We start from the raw sequence: 20002 nt of genomic DNA, 5'->3' as shown, positions 1-20002 counted from the left end.
GCGTCAGAACTCCACTGCCTCTCTGATACCGTCTTTGATGCGGGCGGGTTCGGGGAGGTAGTAGTCCTCTAACGCGTACAGCGGGTACGGCACGTCGAAGCCAGTCACCCGCGTAACGGGGGCCTCCTGATACAGCAGGACTTCCTCCTGAATGGTGGCGATGATTTCGCCGGCCAGCCCGCCGGTTTTGGGCGCTTCGTGGACGACGGTTGCTCGTCCGGTCTTTTTGAACGACTCGACGATGGTCTCGGTGTCCATCGGCGACAGCGTTCGCAGGTCGATTACTTCGGCGTCGATGCCCTCCTCGGCCAGTTCTTCGGCTGCTTCGACCGTCGGCCGGGTCATCGCACCCCATGTGAACACGGACACGTCAGCCCCCTCGCGGCGGACCTTCGCCTCGCCAAGTTCGACGGTGTAGGGGTCATCAGGGACCTCCTCGCGGAACGACCGGTAGATGAGCTTCGGTTCGAGGAAGATAACGGGGTCCGGGTCCCGGATAGCCGCCGTCAGCAGCCCCTTCGTCTCCTTTGGCGTCGACGGGACGACCACCTTTAGCCCCGCCTCGTGGACGTAAAACGCCTCCTTGGACTCGGAGTGGTGCTCCGGTGCGCGGATGCCACCGCCGTACGGTGCGCGAACAGTCAGCGGGCAATTGTATCGGCCGCGGCTCCTGTTCCGAAGCCGGGCGGCGTGGCTGACAATCTGGTCGAACGCAGGGTACATGAACCCGGAGAACTGCATCTCCGGCACCGGCCGGAGCCCGTAGGCGGCCATGCCGATAGCCGTCCCGACGATGCCGGCCTCCGCGAGCGGCGTGTCGATGACCCGGTCGTCACCGAACTCCTCGTGGAGCCCCTGTGTCGCCCGGAAGACGCCGCCGTTTTTCCCGACATCTTCACCCATCACGACCACGTCTTCGTCCCGTTCCATCTCGCCGTAGAGCCCGTCACGGACGGCCTGTACGAGCGTCAAACTCTGTGTGTTCGCGTCCTGTGTGCTCATTCCAGTAGCACCTCGTCGCCGTGTCGCGCGCGCAGTTCTTCGAGGTAGTCCAGTTGCTGTTCGAGTCGCTGTGGCATCTCCGCGTACACGTCCGCGAACATCTCCTCCGGTTTCGGTCGCTCCGTCGCCTCAGCCTCGTCGATGGCCGTAGCCACCTCATCCTGAACCGATTCGTCGATGGCGTCGACCCGCTCGTCGTCGAGCAGGCCCCGGTCCCGGAGGAACGCCTCCATCCGCGGAATGGGGTCTTTCTGCTTCCAGCGTTCGACCTCGCTGTCGTCGCGGTACACCGACGGGTCGTCAGCAGTCGTGTGTGCGCCAAAGCGGTACTGCACCGCCTCGATCATCGTCGGGCGGAGTTCACCCTCTGGTGGGTCGTGCGCCTTGTCGACGGCCTCGCGGGTCACCTGATACACCGCCAGCGGGTCCATTCCGTCGACCTGGACGCCGTCGAAGCCGTAGGCGTTGGCCTTCTGGGCGAGCGTCTCGCTGGCCGACTGGCGCTCCCGTGGCACCGAAATCGCCCACTGGTTGTTGTTACAGAAAAACACCGCTGGCACATCGAACACGCCAGCGAAGTTCAGGCCTTCGTGAAAGTCGCCCTCGGAGGTCGCACCGTCACCGAAGTACACGAGGGCAGCGGTGTCATCGCCCTTGAGTTTCGATGCCCACGCGGCCCCGGTCGCGTGCGGAATCTGCGTCGCGATTGGGACCGCAAACGAGAACGCCTGGACGTCTTCCGGCGGCGAATTACCCGACTCCGACCCCATCCAGTACAACAGGTCGTCCGACAGGGGCCATCCCTTGACGTACATTGCGAGATGTTCCCGGTAGCTCGGGAACGCCCAGTCGCCGTCTCGCAGCGCGAAGGCGCTGCCGACCTGCGAGGCCTCCTGTCCCGACATGGGGGGGTACGTTCCCATCCGGCCCTGTCGTTGCAAACTCACCGCCCGCTGGTCAAAGTGCCGGCCGAGTTTGAGATACCGGTACATCTCCACCAGTTCGTCGTCCGAGAGGTCCGGGACGGTTGCGCCGTCGACCACTGTCCCGTCTTCATCGAGAATCTGTACCCTGTCCGTGGGGTCGCGTTGGAGGACACTCATAGAAACCGCCTCCGTCGAAGTGGCATACGACGACTGTTCACTCGCACTACGTTTAGAGCTTTCGCGGCGCTGAAAAATATCTCCGATGTAGGTATTACTGCTAATATGAGTGTTTTAGCGACTCTAAGGCTTTTTTAATTCTACCCAATTTATCAGCGATAACTCCGATGTATCAGTCGTTCGCACGCACTTCCGCCCGCGCCTCGTCGGCACTTCGCCCCTCGCGCAGGACGCTCTCGACAAACAGTTCGCCGGCACGATAGGACGACCGGACCATCGGTCCCGAGGCACAGTACAGGAAGTCGAACTCCGCTTCAGCGACCTGCTGCCAGGTGTCGAAGGCGTCCGGATGAACGTACTCTGAGACCTCCAGATGTGACCGGGAGGGCTGGAGGTACTGGCCGAACGTGACCACGTCGACGCCGGCCTGCCGGAGGTCCGACAGCGTCTGGTACACTTCGTGAGCGTACTCGCCGACGCCCAGCATCAGGCTGGTCTTGCTGTAGCAGTCGCTTTCGCGGTTGACCTGCCGAAGCACCGAGAGGGACTGCTCGTAGCCCGCCCGGCGGTCCCGGACCGGCCACTGGAGCCGGTCGACCGTCTCGATGTTGTGCGCGATGACGTCCGGGTCGGCGTCGATGATTTCCCGTACAAGGTCCGGCTCACCCTGAAAATCGGGGATGAGACACTCGACCAGAATCGACGGGTCACGCTCTTTGATGGCCCGGATCGTCTCGGCGAAGTGGCCCGCGCCCTGGTCGGGCAGGTCGTCGCGGTCGACGCTGGTCAGTACCACGTAGTCCAGCCCGATCTCCGCGACGGCGTCGGCCACCTGCTGTGGCTCGTCGGGGTCCAGCGGGTCCATCCCGCCCGTCTCCACGTCACAGAAGTTACAGCCCCGCGAACAGCGGTCACCCATCAGCATGAACGTCGCCGTTCCCGGTCCGTCGCGCCCGCTCCAGCACTCCCCGAGGTTGGGGCAGTTGGCCTCTTCACAGACCGTGTTGAGGTTGCGGTCCCGGAGCGTCTGCTTGATATCGGTGAACCGCTCGCCCGACGGTGGCCGCATCTTCAGCCAGTCAGGCTTGCGCGAACGACTCATTACCGGCAGTTAGGTTGGGTCGGTCAAAAACGTGCGGGGGTCATGTCCTCTGTCACACCCCTTGTTGAACGCCGGTCGGGCGGTCAGGCGGCTCAGCCGAACCGACCGCCACCTGCGTACTCAGGGATATCAACGCTACTGCCCGCGTGCCCACCTCAGGCACGGCAGACAGCAAGCATATGTGCGGACATATCCACGACAGTTCGGTCCGTCCGGAGTTCGTCTACGAGCGCCTGAACACCGGCCTGCTCGTGTGCCGACAGGCCGGCAGCGGTCTCTCGGAGCGATGGAGCGGCGAGTACTGACGCCAGCCCCTCCAGTCCGACCAGCGTCTCGACGGTCACTCCGCCCACCTCTAACAGCGCCTCGAACTCATCGGCGCGGAAAAAATGGGTCTCGGTGAACGCCGCGTCGTGACCGAGCTGCGCCACGAACGAACGGTCGTAGTCGCCCGTTTCGGCGAGTTCGTCCGCGTGGACGAGGTGGTCCGACCTGCCGACCAGCGAGAGCACCAGCCAGTTGAGCCGCCCCATGACGGAGGCGAACACCGGACTCCCGGCTTTCGTCACCCGGTGAAGCTCCCGCACAGCGGCCGTCCGTTCGTCAGCGTCGAGTATATGCGAAAGCGGCCCACCCAGACACAGCGTCGCGTCGAATACGTCCCGGTCAAACCCGAGGTCGCGCACGTCGCCCGCCTCGACGGCCACCCGCTCTTCGTACCCGTGCTCGGCGATTTTCTCCTGTGCGATAGCTCGCTGGCCCTTGCTGGGGTCGACAAGCGTGACATCGTATCCCTGTTCGGCCAGCCAGACGGCGTACCGGCCAGCACCGCCGCCCACGTCGAGAACGTGTCCCGTGTCGGGGAGGTTCGCTTCGAGCTGTGCAACGGTCCCCGACCACTCCAACTGCCCGTGTAGCGTGGCTGTCAGGCGGTCCCACTCGCTCTCGTCGTTCTCGTCGTAATAGTCCTCGGGGTCACTGATAGGCACACCTGCGCACTATCAGCCAGCTGAGTTAATTTTTTGCCAGGTGTGCTGGACACTCACACCGATGAACTGCACAGCGAAGCCAGAGAATGCATCCGCTTTTCACACACGTTCGCTCCCCCATAGAAACGCCTTTGCCGTCGCGGAACCGCGACTGTGACGTGTCATCCAGAACCGACAGCGAGCCGACTGTGGCGGTCGCGGAGGTGCTCCCCGAGTTTGCCGATGCCTTCCCGTTCGAGGAGTTCAACCGGATGCAGTCGGCGGCCCTGCCGGCCCTGCTGAACCGCGACGACAACGTCGTCGTCAGCGCGCCGACGGCCAGCGGGAAGACCGCGCTGGCGGAACTGGCCATCTGCAAGACGCTCGCCGAGGACGGGACCGCGCTCTTTCTCGCACCGCTGCGCGCGCTCACCAACGAGAAGGAAAGCGAATGGGAGCGGTTCGAGGAGATGGGCTACTCCGTCTACGTCGTCACCGGTGAACGGGACCTGAACCCCCGCCGCGCCGAGCGGGCCGATATCCTCGTGATGACGCCGGAGAAGGCCGACTCGGCCACCCGGAAACACGAGACCAGCCGCTATTCGTTCATCACTGACGTGGACTGCTGTGTCATTGACGAGGTCCACCTGCTGGATTCGGACCGCCGGGGGGCGGTGCTCGAAGTCACCGTCTCGCGGCTCCGCCGGCTCTGTGACCCGCGCGTCGTGGCGTTGTCGGCGACGATGCCGAACATCGACGACGTGGCCGACTGGCTCGACGCGCCGGACGAGACGACCTTTGCTTTCGGCGAGAAGTACCGACCGGTCCCACTCAACGCCGACGTGAAGACCTACTCCCACGGCGAGAACGCCTTTGCCGACAAGTACCGTCGGCTCTACCGGGCACTTGACCTCGCCGAGCCACACATCCGCGAGGAGGGGCAAGCGCTCGTGTTCGTCTCCTCGCGCCAGGACACGGTGCAGGCCGCCAAGAAGGCTCGCGATGAGATTACCGAACGCGACATCCCCATGGGCGCACGCGGGGACTACGACTTTCACAACGACGCCGCCGACCTCTCGAACGATACGCTTCGCCAGTCCGTGCTGGACGGCGTAGGCTTTCACCACGCCGGCCTCGCGCGCGAGGACAAGAACAGAGTTGAGCAGTGGTTCAAAGAGGGCAAGATTCAGCTTCTCTTCTCGACCTCGACGCTGGCATGGGGCGTGAACCTCCCCGCCCGCTGTGTCGTCATCCGCGACACCAAGCTCCACGACCCGCTCGAAGGCGAGGTCGATATGAGCCCGCTCGACGTGCTCCAGATGCTTGGTCGCGCGGGCCGGCCGGGCTATGACGACATGGGCTACGCCTGGGTCGTCTGTGACCGCTCGGACGCTGACAAGTACCGCCGCCTCCTCCGGGATGGCAAGGAAATCGAGTCCCGATTGGCGGCTGAACTCGACGCCCACCTGAACGCCGAAATCGCGCTGGGCACCATCGACGACGTGGACGACGTGATGGACTGGCTCGCCACGACATTTTACTACGCCCGCTCGCAGTCGGCCCCTGACGAGTACGACGCCGGCAGCGACCTCCGAAACCGGGTCAGCGACACCCTCTCGGCGCTCGTCGACGAGGGCTTTGTCGAGCAAGAGGGCCTCAACGTTGAGCCAACACGGCTCGGCCAGCTCGCCTCGAAGTTCTACCTCCGGCTCTCGACCGCACGCCGGTTCGCGGACGTCGCCGAACGCTGTCAAGACGCCGCCGACCCGGACTCCGCTGTCTCCGTGGATGCTGACGACCTGCTGACCGCGGTGGCCGGCGCAACCGAGTTCGACAGCGTCAGCGCCCGTTCCGACGAAGAGGACGCTGTCCACGCAGTTCTCGGGGACAGTGTCGACGACAGCCTCGACGCCGGCCAGCGAAAGGTGCTGGCCATCCTCCGCTCGGGTATGACCGGGACGACGCCGACAGAACTCAAAAGCGACGCGTGGGTCATCCGCCAAAACGCCCTGCGCCTGCTCGCGGCGATGCGGGAGTTCGTCGACACGCTCGGCCCGGCCCGCTACGCAAACCTCGCGTGTCGGGTCGAGGCCCGCGTCGAACACGGCATCAGCGCCGACGCTGTTGGGCTGACGGCCATCGATGGTGTTGCCAGCGGCCGCGCGGGCAAACTCGCCGCCGCTGGGCTCACGTCGCCCGCCGACGTGGTCGAAGCCGGCGAAGACGGCCTCGTCCGTGCTGGGCTCTCAGATGGTGTTGCCGAGCAAGTGCTTGCCAACGCGCGGGACCTCCCCGTCGTTTCCATCGACTGGGGCGATTTTCCCGAGACAATCGCGCCCGGCGACAACGATATGCGGGAGGTAACGGTCGAAAACACCGGCGGCAGCGCCCGCGCGGGCCTTCGGGTCACGGTTAACGGGCGTGAGATGACCGCCAAACCGTCGTATCTCGGCCAGGCCACGCTTCCGGTTGCTGTCTTCGGCGCGGATGCCGACGAACTTACCTTCACCGTGGAGGTCGCGTTCCCCGCGCTGCCGCTCCCGACAATTACCGAAACCCGGTCAGTGCTTGTCCGATAACCGCCGTTTCGGCTGTTGGGCTGAAACGCTCTCAGAACGCTCGATAAAATTTATAAACACTTTTCGAAGCGTTATATGCTTCTGTGAAACATCGCTGAAAGGTGCTGAAATCCGGTTAATATTCCGAAAAGAGCACGAATTCTCCCCAAGGGTCTGGCGTTTATATGGGGGTATGGGTTCTTACGAAGAACTGAGGAAGCCCACAATGTCCAGTGCATCGCCCTTCCGTTCCCCGATGGAAGCCGCCCCCAGTAGCGTCGCCCTCCGATCACTCACTCGTCCCCTGCAATTCATCGCGTTCTGGCTGGCTATCGTCACGCCGCTGGCATACCCGCCGCTGCTGCTGGGCGGACTGGACAGTCAGAGCTTCCTCATCTTCGTGGGTGTCGTTGCCCTCAACGTCTTCGGCCTCCTCGCGGGCCGCGGATACGGTGACCCCGCCTGACCTGGCCGGGTCTTCCTCCCCCTCCACGTGGCAGTTCCGGTACACAGTTTTGTGGTTCTTGAATCGCTGCACACCGTCCTAACACCAGCCCGGTCTTTGGTTCAGTTCTGCATCCGAGAGCCATTACCCACCATTTCTGAGTCTGTCCTCTCTCCACCGTCGCACAGACCCTATACCGGGTTGTTACACACCGCCTAACAGTACCTGTCGCAGCGATGCAGCGTCGTCCGCGGTCTCGTGCACCATCGAGAGGTCCGTCTCGTCGCCATCGCCGCGGAACCCGACAGTCGTCATCCCGGCGGCGACGGCGGCCCGTGCGCCCGCGGTAGAGTCTTCGACGGCCCAGCAGTCCTCCGGTGCGACGCCCAGCTCCGCCGCACCACGTTCGTAGATGTCCGGCTCCGGTTTGCCGGGGCCGTCGATGTCGCCGGCGCTGATAGCGACGTCGAACTTCGAGAGAAGGTCGAAGCGCTCGTCGGCCACGTCGATCCAGGCCCACGGTGCAGAGGTCGTCAGCGCCAGCGCCACGCCGGCGTCCCGCAGGTCGTCGAGCAGGTCGTGTGCCCCATCAAGAAAGGTCGCCTCGTCACCGTAAATCCGCTCGCCGTGCTCCTCGAACAGTCCCTCGAACACCTCACGACTGATTTCGAGGTCGTACTCGGCGTTCAGGTCCGGATACACCTCTCGGTAATTTCGACCGGTAATCGCGGACAGCGGGATGTCGTCGTTCGGCGCGGCCGCCGGAAGGATATCCTCGCGCTGGGCACGGACCCAGTGATCCTCGGACTGGACGAGCACGCCGTCCATATCGAAACAGACCGCAGCAGGCGGGACACTCATTGCCTCCCTGTCGCTTGGCGATGGCTTTGGCTGTTGCGACTCCGGCAGCGACGACCGCGCTACGAAGCTCCGTCCACCGACTGAGGGTTTAAATACTGGTATATAGGCAGGTCCGTCTATGCACGACGGAACCCGTGTGATAGCTGGCGAGTGTACGACTGTCTTCGAGGGACCGCGCGAGCGAGAGCAGCGCGGCGATGTCCTCGTCGTCGTTAAACCGGACAACACTGTTCTCGTTCACGACGCTGAGGGGTATCAGCCCGTTGCGTGGCTCACGCGCGCCGAAAGCGTCACCATCGACAGCGGAACGGTGACCGCCCGTGACGGTGACGAACTCCTCCGGGTTGTCACTCACGACGAACACGGCAGTGCCCGCTATCCGGCCTCGAACGCCGGCGTCCCGGTACGTGACTGCCCAGACTGCGCCGGGACGCTGGTCCGCGCTCGAAGCGAAGTCACCTGTACCGGCTGTGACGCCGCCTACGGGATTCCGAGCGATGCCGCGGTCACCGGCGGCCGTTGCGGAGACTGCGGACTCCCCACGCTTCGGGTGGAACGCGGGCGGGCGTTCGAACTGTGTCTCGACCGCGGCTGTGACTCACTGGACGACGCTGTCACTGCGGCCTTTGACCGCGAGTGGGACTGTCCCAACTGCGACGGTGACCTGTTGGTCCTCCGCCGCGGCGGCCTGCTCGCCGGCTGTGAGCACTACCCCGACTGTGACACTGGCTTCTCGATGCCGTCCGGCGTCGTCGTCGGTAACTGTAACTGTGGCCTGCCGCTGTTCGAAACCGCTGGCGGCACGCGCTGTTTGGACAGTTCTTGCGAAAAACAGGGGTGAGAGCTGGGTCTCCACACCCGCCCCATCCGGTTTCGCTGACGGCTCGGACCCGTAGGGGCTTTGTCGCCGCGGGAGCCACGTCAGGGCATGGAACTGACGCTTGAGGGCGATGTCGTGCGGGCCGGCTACGAGGCGCGCGAGCGCTTCTACGACTCGCGCGGATACGGCAAGGTCCGTAACGGCGACATCGACCTGGCTCCGGTGGAGGCCGCACACCTCCTCTACCGCGGGGATATCGAGAGCATCGACGGCATGGATTTCCGGGGGTTCCTCGGGTCGGCGGCCGTCTCTGAGGTCGATTTCGCTGTCTACAAAGACCTGCGGGACCGCGGCTTCTATCTCACGCCGGCCCGCGAGGGATGGGTCGACGACGCTGCGGGCGCGGATTTCGTCGTCTATCCGCGCGGGAAGGGGCCGTGGGACAACGAGGTCGCCTACCGCGTCAGGATAATTGGCGAACGCGATACGGCTGTGGCCACTGATCTGGGCGGCTGCGTGCTGGCGGTCGTCGACGAGGAGAGCGAAGTGACGTACCTCGATACCGACCGACGCGAGGTCTCCGGGACCAGCGACGCCGCCGTCCCAGCGACGGCGGGTGAACTGCTCGGAGAGCGGGTGGTGTGCTGGGAACCGCCGGCGGAACTGTACGAACAGGCGTTCTACGGGCAGCAACTGGGTGACGACGGCGCGGTTCAGCTCTCGCTCGTAGAGGCTGCGTACCTCACACAGGAAGGGATGCTTACAGTCGAGGGCGGAGCTGACGCTGTCGTTGAGCGAGGCCGCGAGGTCGAGGGCGACCGCTTCGACCGCCGGCTGGCCGTCTATACGGCGCTGCGAGCGAGCGGCGTTGCGCCAAAGACCGGCTTCAAATTCGGCGCGGACTTCCGGACCTACGCCGACGTCGAAAGTGCCGAGAACCTTGGGCACTCAGAGCTACTGGTGCGAGTACTGCCGGCTGACCACCGCTTCGAACCGCGGGACCTCGCGCTGGACGTGCGGCTGGCCCACGGCGTCCGGAAGACGATGGTGTTTGCGCTCACGACAGACGGCGGCGACGAGATTGAATGGGTGGCCGTCGAGCGGCTAACGCCCTGAATCGGCCGAACATTGCAGCGCTAGACTCCCGCTCGTTTACTGGCTCGGACAGCGCACCGAAACGAACCCTTTTTGCGCCGACCGGAACCAAAGCACCTGTAACGTGGCTCACCGCGAGCCGACCACATCCATGACAACGGACGACTCCCACCACGACGACGCATCGCCCGACGAGGACTGCCGCCAGTCGGGCGGAACGTGGCGGGAGCCTGACGCCCGCTCTGGCGGCGAACCAGTGCTACCGGACGGCGGTACTGAGGCTGAAGGGGCCGACGAGGCGACGCTCGACCCGTGGGGCTCTTCGACTATTGCCGACTACCGCAAGCTGTTCGAGCAGTTCGGCATCGAGGAGTTCGACGAGGTGCTTCCCGAAGTTCCCAACCCCCACTACCTGATGCGGCGCGGCGTCATCTTCGGCCACCGGGACTACCGACCGGTCGCCGACGCAATGCGCAACGACGACCCCTTCGCCGCGCTGTCGGGGTTCATGCCGACCGGCGACCCCCACATCGGCCACAAGCTCGTCTTCGACGAGATCATCTGGCATCAACAGCAGGGCGGGGACGCGTACGCACTCATCGCGGACCTCGAAGCCCACAGCGCCCGCGGGCTGTCGTGGGACGAAATCGACGAGCACGCGACGAACTACCTGCTGTCCCTGCTCGCGCTGGGATTCGACCCCGACGAGGGGACGCTGTACCGTCAGTCCGACAACCGCGAGGTACAGGACTTGGCGTTCGAACTCGGCGCAGAGGCAAACTTCTCGGAGTTGCAGGCCATCTACGACTTCGATGGCGAGACCGACATCTCCCACATGCAGTCGGTCGTCACGCAGATGGCCGATATCCTCTATCCGCAACTGGACGAGCCCAAGCCGACGGTCATCCCCGTCGGCCCGGACCAGGACCCGCACATGCGGCTGGCCCGAGACCTCGCCGCGCGGATGCGGTACTTCGGCGTGACGGAGGCGTTCGCCAGTTTCGAAGCCGACGGGGTTGAGCGGACACTGCTCCGCCAGGCCTACGACGCCCGCGAGGAGTACGCCGAGGACGCCGACCGACCACGGTGTGGCGAGGCTGCTGACTGGCTGCGCGACCATCAGCCAGCGCCCGCCGACGCCCGCGAGTCCATCGTCGCGAAACTCGATGAGGCCGGAAAGGAACCGCTCCGACCGCGGATTCGGTTCCTCGACCGCAACGCCACCGACGCGGCCTTCGAGGCCCTCATCGAAGCCGTCGACGGGGAGAAACGGGTGTACGACGAGCACATCGACACGTTCGACCTGGACCACGCCGAGGCCGAGGAGCTGGCTCGCCAGGTCGAACTCGACAACGGCGGCTACGGCTTCCAGCCGCCGTCCTCGATCTACCACCGGTTCATGACTGGCCTCACCGGCGGCAAGATGTCCTCGTCGATTCCAGCCTCCCACATCTCGCTGCTGGACGACCCGGAGGACGGCTACGACAAGGTAAAATCGGCGACTACCGGCGGTCGCTCCACGGCCGAGGAACAGCGGGAGAAAGGCGGCAAAGCCGACGAGTGCCCGGTGTATGAACTGTACGCGTATCTGCTCTCGGGCGACGACGACGAGTTCGCCAAAGAGGTCTACGACGAGTGCGTCGGCGGCGAACGCCTCTGTGGCGGCTGCAAAGAACAGGCCGCCGAGCTGATGGAGCAGTTCCTCGAAGAGCATCAGGAGAAACGCGCGGAGTGGGAAGACAAACTCGACGAACTCGACATCGACCTCGACTCCGACCGCGCGCCGACGAGCGCGGACTGAGAACCGGGCCGCCACACATGTTTCGTGTCGAGACGAGCACACGCATAACGTTTATATCCGCCAGTCACAACCGCTCAGACATGGTATCCGAATCCCACTGCGCCGGCGTCGCTTGCCAGCTGTCCGCTCGTTCGGGGTTCGGCTTCTTTTTTGCTGCCTGACCGCGTGTGGACTCTGACGGCGTCGAGAGGCGTGGTCGGACGAAACCGCGAGCAGGAAGTGAGAACCGTTAACTGAGCGACCCGCGGTTATCCCCACAAGACCGAGACACCCGTATGAAACGACCACAGGCACAGGTGGCCGTCCTGCAGGCCGCCGACGCACAGGAAGACAGGCGTATCGACGACGTGGCTGCGGAGGCTGACCTCAAGCCGGAAGCGGCCACCAGAGCGGCGTTCGAACTCGAAGCCGACGGACTGCTTGCCGTCTCCGAGGAGACGCTGGAACACTACGAACTCACCGAGGAAGGCGACCAGTACGTCCGCGAGAGTCTGCCCGAACAGGACCTTTACGAGGCAGCTATCGACGCCGGCGCAGCTGATGGTCCGGTCCAGATGGGACAGGTCATCGGCGCGTCTGGCCTCGAAGGCGGCGCGGTCGACATCGCGCTCTCGAACTACGCCCGCAAGGCTTACGGTGAGATCGACAGCGGCGAAATCACGGCCAACCAAGACGCCGACCCCGGGTCCGACCCCGAGATGCTGGCACTGGAGGCCGTCGCAGACGGGCGTGTCGAGGACGCCGATGCGGACGCGCTCGAGCAGTTGGAACGGCGTGGGCTCCTCGACGTGCGTGAGGAAACCGTCCGCTCGGTCCAGCTCACCGACGACGGTGTCACCGCGCTGATGGAGGGCGTCGAAGCCGCCGAGACCGTCGACCAGCTCACCCCCGAGATGCTCACCAGCGGCGAGTGGGAGGATGTTGCCTTTACCGAGTACAACGTCGAGGCCGACGCCGAGGACGTGAGCCACGGCAAGGAGCACATCCTCCGCCAGACGGCCAACCGCGTGAAGGACACGCTCGTCGGCATGGGGTTTTCCGAGATGGAAGGCCCCCACGCCGACGCCCAGTTCTGGATCAACGACTGCCTGTTCATGCCACAGGACCACCCGGCCCGGACCCACTGGGACCAGTTCGCCCTAGAGGAGCCAGAGGAGATCGGTCACCTCCCACCGGACCTCGTCGAACGGGTCCACTCGGCCCACAAGGAGGGTGTCGGCCCCGACGGCGAGGGGTACCACTCGCCGTGGACCGAGGACATCGCCCGCGGGATGGACCTGCGCGGCCACACCACCTCGCTCTCGATGCGGTACCTCTCGGGCCATCAGGTCGGCGAACTTGACCCGCCCGAACGCTACTTCAGCGTCGAGAAGGTGTACCGCAACGACACGCTCGACCCGACCCACCTGCTCGAGTTCTTCCAGATCGAGGGCTGGGTGATGGCCGAGGACCTCTCCGTGCGGGACCTGATGGGGACGTTTACGGAGTTCTACGAGCAGTTCGGCATCACCGACCTGGAGTTCAAGCCCCACTACAACCCCTACACGGAGCCGAGCTTCGAACTGTTCGGCACCCACCCCGAGACCGGCGAGGTCGTTGAGGTTGGCAACTCCGGTATCTTCCGCGACGAGGTACTCACGCCGCTGGGCGTCGACTGCGACGTGATGGCGTGGGGCCTCTCGCTCGAACGACTACTCATGCTCATGTACGGCTTCGAGGACATCCGCGACGTGCACGGGACGCTGTGTGACCTTGAACTGCTGCGGGAGACGGAGGTGATTCGCTGATGCCGGTCGTCGACGTCGACCCTGACGAACTGCGGTATCTGACCGGGCACGACGAGAAAGACGACGACGAACTCAAATCGGACCTGTTCAATCTCGGGCTGGAATTCGAGGGCTGGACCGAGGACGACGAGTTCCAGCTGGAGTTCGCGCCGGACCGACTGGACCGCCTCTCCGTCGAGGGGGTCGCGCGGTCGCTGCGGTACCACTACGGCGACGACCGCGGGGTGGATATCCCCAACACGAACAGCGCCGACTGGAGCATCGAGGTCGAGGACCAGCCCGACGAGCGCCCGTATGTCACCGGTGCTATCGTCCGCGGTCTGGATATGGACGAGGCCGCGCTGGAGTCACTTATCCAGCTGCAGGAGAAGCTCCACGCGACGATGGGCCGCAAGCGGGCGAAAGGCGCGATTGGGGTCCACGACCTCACCATGCTGAAAGGCGACTCGGTCACGGACGAGACGGGGAAGTCTATCACCTACACCAGCGCCGACCCGGACGAGGCGACGTTCGTTCCGCTGGACGCCGACGCAGAGATGACCCCCAGCGAGGTCATGGCGTCTCACGAAACCGGCCAGACCTACGGTGACCTCGTGGCCGACTTCGACCGCGTCCCGGCAATCTACGACGCAATCGGCCTGTTCTCGTTCCCGCCGGTCATCAACGGCCGCCGGACCGAGGTCAGCGTCGACTCCCGGGACCTGTTCATCGAGATGACCGGGACCAACCAGTGGACCATCGACCACATGTGTAATATCGTCTGCTACGCGCTCGCCGCCCGCGGCGGCCAGGTCGAAAAGGTCGACGTGTCCTACGCTGATGACGCGCCTGGGGAGTACGCCGGCAAGACGCTGGAACGACCGGACTTCTCGGTCCGGACGAAGACGGTCACGCACGACCGGATTGAGTCCATCCTCGGCGTCTCACTGGACAGCCGCGAGGTCATCGACTACGCCGAGCGCGCCGGCCTCGATGCGACCGAGACTGAATCTGACGACGGTGTGGCATACGACGTTGAGGTCCCGCCGTACCGCGTCGATGTCATCCACCCGCTGGACATCATCGACGACATCGGCCGGGCGCTCGGATTCAACAGCCTCGAACCGACGTACCCCGACGTGTCGACGGTCGGCGGTCGGCATGAACGGTCTCGGCTTGAGGACGCCGCCCGCGACGCGCTCGTCGGCCTGGGCTTCGAGGACCTGCTGAACTTCCACATGACAAACGAGGTCGAGAACTTCGAGCGGATGAACCTCTCAACGCCGGAGGCCGAAGACGGAAACGACGCAGACACTGTCGGTCTGGCTGACCCGGTCACCATTCAGGAGCCATACAGCGAGGACTACACCATCCTTCGGACGTGGGCGCTTCCCTCTATCATGATGGTGTTGGAGAACAACACCCACCGGAGCTACCCGCAGGACCTCGCCGAAATCGGGCTGGCTGCCGGCCTCGACGACTCCGAGAACACCGGCGTCGCCGAACACCGGACCGTCGCGGCCGCGCTCGCGCGCACCGACGCCTCCTACGAGGACGCGAAAGCCCGACTGCAGGCGCTCGCCGATGCCTTCGACAAAGACCTCGAAACGCCGCCGACCACGCATCCATCGTTCATCGGCGGCCGCGTTGCCGAAGTGGTTCTCGACGGCGAGCCGGTCGGCGTTATCGGTGAAATCCATCCAAAGGTGCTCGTCGAGCACGATCTGGAACTGCCGGTCGCCGCCTTCGAGTTCCGGCTCGGCGCGCTGGAGTAAGTTCGACTGCGAGCGGAGCGAGCTGTTTTTTCGCCCACGTTTTTCAAGGAGCGGTATCCGAAGCGAACGGCGTGAGCGAGGCTACCCGACGCAGAAAAAGGTGGTTGCAGCACGATCTGGAACTGCCGGTCGCCGCCTTCGAGTTCCAGCTCGACGCGCTGGAGTAAGTTCGACTACGAGCGAAGCGAGCGGTCGATTTCCCGGCCACCTCCTCGTCGGTCTCGATAACGATGGCTGAGGAGAGCTTGTTGAACAACCGGACTCCGTCTTCCTCGTAGGCCAGCCCACGAGGATGTCTAGGAGTATAGGGGAGCAGGAACGCTTTCCCGAAACTCTCGATGGCTGTCGTCCCGCAGTCGATGGCGTCGCCGCGTTCGTTCGTGACGGCGATGTTCATCACCATCTTCCCGACCGACTGGCCCTGTCGACCTTTGAGGACCGTCCAGTAGATGAACAAGCCGAGGCCGTTCAGGCCGATGGCTGGGGTGGTAACTGAGAGCCCCGGGTCAGGAGTGAGAACACGCCAGCGGCCTCGCCCAATGCGGAGAGGACGATACCGACGAGCAGGACGTCGAGGAGACAGGCGAGAAAGCGGTCGTCCCAGGCGGCGATGTGGAGGGTGCGGGGACTGTCGCCCATGCCGGCGGTTCGCTGCAACCGTACTTCAAGATTCGCTGGTTACAGGTCCGCGCCGACGGCGTCCTCGACCGAGTCGAAGCCGTCCTCCGCGAGCAGGTCCAGCAGTCCCTCGTTGATTTCGCAGGCGATGGACGGGCCACGGTACACCAGGCCGGTGTACAGCTGGACGAGTGAAGCCCCGGCCCGAATCTTCCGGTATGCACCCTCCGCCGTCGAGACGCCGCCGACGCCGACGACGGGCACGTCGACGCGCTCGGCGACGAACCGGACCATCTCGGTCGCCTGGTTCTCGATCGGCTTCCCGGAGAGGCCGCCCGTCTCGACCGCGTTCGGCGAGCGTAGGCTTGCGGGCCGTTCAGTCGTCGTGTTCGTCGCGACGACGCTGTCGAGGCCGAGTTCGGTCACCAGGTCAAGCGCGTCCTCGACTGCCGGCTCGGGGAGGTCCGGCGAGAGCTTCACGAGCAGCGGGGCCGCCCCCGCGTCCTGGAGCTCGCCGAGGATCGCCTCCATCGCGTCGCGGTTCTGGAGCTCCTCGAAGCCCTCCGAGTTGGGACAGGAGACGTTGACGACGAAGAAGTCCCCGCCCTCGGCGACGTGTTCGTACGTGGTCCGGTAGTCGTCTGGGGCCTCATCCGTTCCGACGTGTTCCGTCTTGGCGATGTTGACGCCGACCGGGAACGGGGCGTCGACGTTTTTCAACCGCTCGCCGATGACGATGGCCCCGTCGTTGTTCAGTCCCATCCGGTTGATGATGGCCTCGTCTGCTTTGAGCCGGAACATCCGCGGGCGGGCGTTTCCCGCCTGTGGCTCGGCCGTGACACCGCCGACCTCGGCGAAGCCGAAGCCGAGCGATGCCAGGGTTTCGGGGATGGTCGCGTTCTTGTCGAATCCAGCGGCGACGCCGACTGGATTGTCGAAAGTGTGGCCAAACGCCTCCACGGCGAGTCGCTCGTCAGCGACGGTGTAGCGGTCGGCCATCACGTCGGCGACACGTGTGCCGTCGACTGTCTCTAGCAGTCGGTGGACACTCTTATTGGCGGTTTCTGCTGGCAGCGAAAACAGGAATGGTTTCGCGATATCGTAGGGTCTCATTGTGTGGGTGGTCCGGTTGGTTCAAAGAACGGTGGTGACCGACCGAGATCGAGCGTCGGCCCAAACAGCCCCGCCCAGTGGCACTGTGTCACCGTCGATGGTGCCTCAAAAGTCGTGTTCGACCTCTTCCGGGTCTGCTTTCTGGATAATAATCTTGTTGTCACGGACGCGAACGAACACCTCATCGCCGATCTCCATCCCAGCGACGGCTAGCTCGTCTTCATGAATGTTGATATGTACGTTGTGGTACTCGCCGTCCTCATCTTTGGCGCCACTCGGGCTAAGCTTCTTCTTTCGCACCATCGCGCTATCCTACTCCGCACTTCACCGCAGGATACACTTAAGTCTACCGTGCCGCCGGTCGCTGGCTGGCGGTTTTGTGGACGCGCGTGACGATTTTAGTCCGAATATCTGGCCTGAACTGGCCGGTCTCGGGGGTCGCAACAGCGCGTGATGGCCTCAGTATATAAAAGGACCCCCTGACGGAGGGCGGATTGGGGGGTATATTTATGTTCTGCCATGTGCTGAATTGGCATGGAGCGGTGAAATCCATGGCACCCGACAGTGACAAGCGCAACTTCGCACTGCGCGAAGACGGTGACGAATCGAGCGTCTTCTCGGGCGGAACACCTCGACAGGCTGCACTGAAGGCAGCACGTCGACTTGAGCCGGCCGACGGTGAAGAGCAGGCTGACCCTGAGGAGATACGACTACGGGAGAAGGGGACTCACAAGGTCCACATCTACGAGGCGTGGGCATGGGTCGAGGAGGCACCTGACGACAAACCCGACTGGATGCCCGGCGATATCACGAAAGGGAACGTCTCGAAGCAGGGCGTCGAACACCTAGACGAGATCTAGGTCGCATTCCCGACATTTTCGGTGGCCGTCTGTGTCGTCATTCTAACTGCGCGCTCACGTGCGCGCGAGCGAGAACCGTCTATCATAGTCACTGCTGTTCCATGACCCGTACTCTCCGTCTGTACACGTGTGGGATACTCACACCCGTGTAATCACGTCTCGCAGGCGACCTCCTTCGACGGCGTTAAGTGTGGCTCACCCATCGGAATGAAATGCGAACGCGGTCAGGGGCGATGCCCCCCAAACGAACGCACTCGTTCCGACGCCCTTAAGTGTAACAGGGCGTTCGGAATGAACGCAAAGGTCGCTCGCGTCGTGTGGTTCGACGCGATACCAATCCGACGCCCTTAAGTGTAACAGGGTGCTCGGAATGAACGCGAACGACGTTCGGTCGGGGACATCGAACCCCTGCCGACACGGACCAGGCGGGACCGACTCGCCAACGAAACTCGAAGCCTTTATGATGGCTTCGAGACAACAATCAGGTCCGAAGAAATGAGGATTCCACCCCTGCGGTCCGCCGTCAAGATGGGATCTGATGTTAGCCCTGATAGTTCGGTGACACTCGGTCGACGGGTGTCCTCGAACACCCTTCGATAGCGACCACACCCATTATATGGGTGTGATCCCGCCTAACCCCCCGGCATTGTGCCGGGATACATTCCGGTTGATCCTGCCGGAGGCCATTGCTATCGGAGTCCGATTTAGCCATGCTAGTCGCACGGGCTTAGACCCGTGGCATATAGCTCAGTAACACGTGGCCAAACTACCCTACAGACCGCAATAACCTCGGGAAACTGAGGCCAATAGCGGATATAACTCTCATGCTGGAGTGCAGAGAGTTAGAAATGTTCCGGCGCTGTAGGATGTGGCTGCGGCCGATTAGGTAGATGGTGGGGTAACGGCCCACCATGCCGATAATCGGTACGGGTTGTGAGAGCAAGAACCCGGAGACGGTATCTGAGACAAGATACCGGGCCCTACGGGGCGCAGCAGGCGCGAAACCTTTACACTGCACGACAGTGCGATAGGGGGACTCCGAGTGCGAGGGCATATAGCCCTCGCTTTTCTGTACCGTAAGGTGGTACAGGAACAAGGACTGGGCAAGACCGGTGCCAGCCGCCGCGGTAATACCGGCAGTCCGAGTGATGGCCGATATTATTGGGCCTAAAGCGTCCGTAGCCGGCCGGACAAGTCCGTTGGGAAATCGACGCGCTCAACGCGTCGGCGTCCAGCGGAAACTGTCCGGCTTGGGGCCGGAAGACCTGAGGGGTACGTCCGGGGTAGGAGTGAAATCCTGTAATCCTGGACGGACCACCAATGGGGAAACCACCTCAGGAAGACGGACCCGACGGTGAGGGACGAAAGCTAGGGTCTCGAACCGGATTAGATACCCGGGTAGTCCTAGCTGTAAACGATGCTCGCTAGGTGTGCCGTAGGCTACGAGCCTGCGCTGCGCCCTAGGGAAGCCGAGAAGCGAGCCGCCTGGGAAGTACGTCTGCAAGGATGAAACTTAAAGGAATTGGCGGGGGAGCACCACAACCGGAGGAGCCTGCGGTTTAATTGGACTCAACGCCGGACATCTCACCGGTCCCGACAGTAGTAATGACAGTCAGGTTGACGACTTTACTCGACGCTACTGAGAGGAGGTGCATGGCCGCCGTCAGCTCGTACCGTGAGGCGTCCTGTTAAGTCAGGCAACGAGCGAGACCCGCACTTCTAGTTGCCAGCAATACCCTTGAGGTAGTTGGGTACACTAGGAGGACTGCCGCTGCTAAAGCGGAGGAAGGAACGGGCAACGGTAGGTCAGTATGCCCCGAATGGACCGGGCAACACGCGGGCTACAATGGCTATGACAGTGGGACGCAACGCCGAGAGGCGAAGCTAATCTCCAAACGTAGTCGTAGTTCGGATTGCGGGCTGAAACCCGCCCGCATGAAGCTGGATTCGGTAGTAATCGCGTGTCAGAAGCGCGCGGTGAATACGTCCCTGCTCCTTGCACACACCGCCCGTCAAAGCACCCGAGTGGGGTCCGGATGAGGCCGTCATGCGACGGTCGAATCTGGGCTCCGCAAGGGGGCTTAAGTCGTAACAAGGTAGCCGTAGAGGAATCTG

General features: G+C 63.7%; 15 protein-coding genes, 1 rRNA gene and 1 pseudogene. 9 read left to right on the top strand and 8 right to left on the bottom strand.

What is annotated here, in order from left to right; all coding sequences use genetic code 11:
• Positions 1 to 3: 3 nt before the first annotated feature.
• The 4 genes from G9C82_RS08135 to G9C82_RS08120 form a co-directional block, all read right to left on the bottom strand.
• Positions 4 to 1002: an alpha-ketoacid dehydrogenase subunit beta gene (locus G9C82_RS08135; protein WP_121302066.1), complete on the bottom strand. Its 999-nt coding sequence runs from the start codon at positions 1000 to 1002 to the stop codon at positions 4 to 6.
• A complete protein-coding gene (gene pdhA / locus G9C82_RS08130; RefSeq protein ID WP_004960608.1) occupies positions 999 to 2105 on the bottom strand; it encodes a pyruvate dehydrogenase (acetyl-transferring) E1 component subunit alpha in 1107 nt (368 codons plus the stop codon). The genes G9C82_RS08135 and pdhA overlap by 4 nt, the downstream gene beginning before the upstream one ends.
• Positions 2106 to 2277: 172 nt before the next feature.
• Positions 2278 to 3207, bottom strand: coding sequence for a lipoyl synthase (gene lipA / locus G9C82_RS08125; protein WP_127013847.1), 930 nt, complete (start codon positions 3205 to 3207; stop codon positions 2278 to 2280).
• A gap of 155 nt (positions 3208 to 3362) precedes the next feature.
• The gene (locus G9C82_RS08120; RefSeq protein ID WP_127013846.1) at positions 3363 to 4196 is read right to left on the bottom strand and encodes a bifunctional 2-polyprenyl-6-hydroxyphenol methylase/3-demethylubiquinol 3-O-methyltransferase UbiG; all 834 of its coding nucleotides are present in this window, start codon (positions 4194 to 4196) and stop codon (positions 3363 to 3365) included.
• Between the two features lie 188 nt (positions 4197 to 4384).
• On the opposite strand from G9C82_RS08120, the gene G9C82_RS08115 reads away from it, so the two are divergent.
• Complete coding sequence (locus G9C82_RS08115; protein WP_127014426.1) at positions 4385 to 6754, top strand: DEAD/DEAH box helicase; 2370 nt, start codon at positions 4385 to 4387, stop codon at positions 6752 to 6754.
• Between the two features lie 205 nt (positions 6755 to 6959).
• A complete protein-coding gene (locus G9C82_RS08110; protein WP_225307815.1) occupies positions 6960 to 7199 on the top strand; it encodes a hypothetical protein in 240 nt (79 codons plus the stop codon).
• 183 nt (positions 7200 to 7382) lie between these two features.
• Here the strand turns inward: G9C82_RS08110 and G9C82_RS08105 are convergent, their stop codons facing one another.
• A complete protein-coding gene (locus G9C82_RS08105; RefSeq protein ID WP_127013845.1) occupies positions 7383 to 8039 on the bottom strand; it encodes an HAD family phosphatase in 657 nt (218 codons plus the stop codon).
• Between the two features lie 118 nt (positions 8040 to 8157).
• Here G9C82_RS08105 and G9C82_RS08100 point away from each other — a divergent pair, with 118 nt between their 5' ends.
• The 5 genes from G9C82_RS08100 to pheT all read left to right on the top strand — a co-directional run bounded on the left by G9C82_RS08100 (position 8158) and on the right by pheT (position 15296).
• Positions 8158 to 8880 (top strand): endonuclease NucS domain-containing protein, encoded by a 723-nt coding sequence (locus G9C82_RS08100; RefSeq protein ID WP_127013844.1) that lies wholly within the window; start codon positions 8158 to 8160, stop codon positions 8878 to 8880.
• A gap of 87 nt (positions 8881 to 8967) precedes the next feature.
• The gene (endA, locus tag G9C82_RS08095; protein WP_004960627.1) at positions 8968 to 9975 is read left to right on the top strand and encodes a tRNA-intron lyase; all 1008 of its coding nucleotides are present in this window, start codon (positions 8968 to 8970) and stop codon (positions 9973 to 9975) included.
• Between the two features lie 130 nt (positions 9976 to 10105).
• Entirely contained in the window at positions 10106 to 11755 is a 1650-nt protein-coding gene (locus tag G9C82_RS08090) for a tryptophan--tRNA ligase (RefSeq protein ID WP_127013843.1), read from the top strand.
• 275 nt (positions 11756 to 12030) lie between these two features.
• Positions 12031 to 13542 (top strand): phenylalanine--tRNA ligase subunit alpha, encoded by a 1512-nt coding sequence (locus tag G9C82_RS08085; RefSeq protein WP_127013842.1) that lies wholly within the window; start codon positions 12031 to 12033, stop codon positions 13540 to 13542.
• Entirely contained in the window at positions 13542 to 15296 is a 1755-nt protein-coding gene (gene pheT / locus G9C82_RS08080) for a phenylalanine--tRNA ligase subunit beta (protein WP_127013841.1), read from the top strand. The genes G9C82_RS08085 and pheT overlap by 1 nt, the downstream gene beginning before the upstream one ends.
• Positions 15297 to 15492: 196 nt before the next feature.
• Here pheT and G9C82_RS08075 read toward each other — a convergent pair.
• The 3 genes and pseudogenes from G9C82_RS08075 to G9C82_RS08065 all read right to left on the bottom strand — a co-directional run.
• Positions 15493 to 15935 (bottom strand): annotated as a pseudogene (locus G9C82_RS08075) (RDD family protein); the annotation flags it as partial.
• 39 nt (positions 15936 to 15974) lie between these two features.
• A complete protein-coding gene (locus G9C82_RS08070) occupies positions 15975 to 17027 on the bottom strand; it encodes a quinone-dependent dihydroorotate dehydrogenase (RefSeq protein ID WP_127013840.1) in 1053 nt (350 codons plus the stop codon).
• 105 nt (positions 17028 to 17132) lie between these two features.
• The gene (locus G9C82_RS08065) at positions 17133 to 17330 is read right to left on the bottom strand and encodes a hypothetical protein (protein WP_004516407.1); all 198 of its coding nucleotides are present in this window, start codon (positions 17328 to 17330) and stop codon (positions 17133 to 17135) included.
• 248 nt (positions 17331 to 17578) lie between these two features.
• Between G9C82_RS08065 and G9C82_RS08060 the strand changes: the two genes are divergently transcribed.
• A complete protein-coding gene (locus G9C82_RS08060) occupies positions 17579 to 17887 on the top strand; it encodes a non-histone chromosomal MC1 family protein (protein ID WP_004960658.1) in 309 nt (102 codons plus the stop codon).
• 660 nt (positions 17888 to 18547) lie between these two features.
• Positions 18548 to 20002, top strand: a 16S ribosomal RNA gene (locus G9C82_RS08055); the annotation flags it as partial.

Origin of the sequence: Haloarcula sp. R1-2 (assembly GCF_011627385.1) — an archaeon.
GTDB classification, from domain to species: domain Archaea; phylum Halobacteriota; class Halobacteria; order Halobacteriales; family Haloarculaceae; genus Haloarcula; species Haloarcula marismortui.
This window is presented reverse-complemented; position numbering and strand designations above follow the sequence as displayed.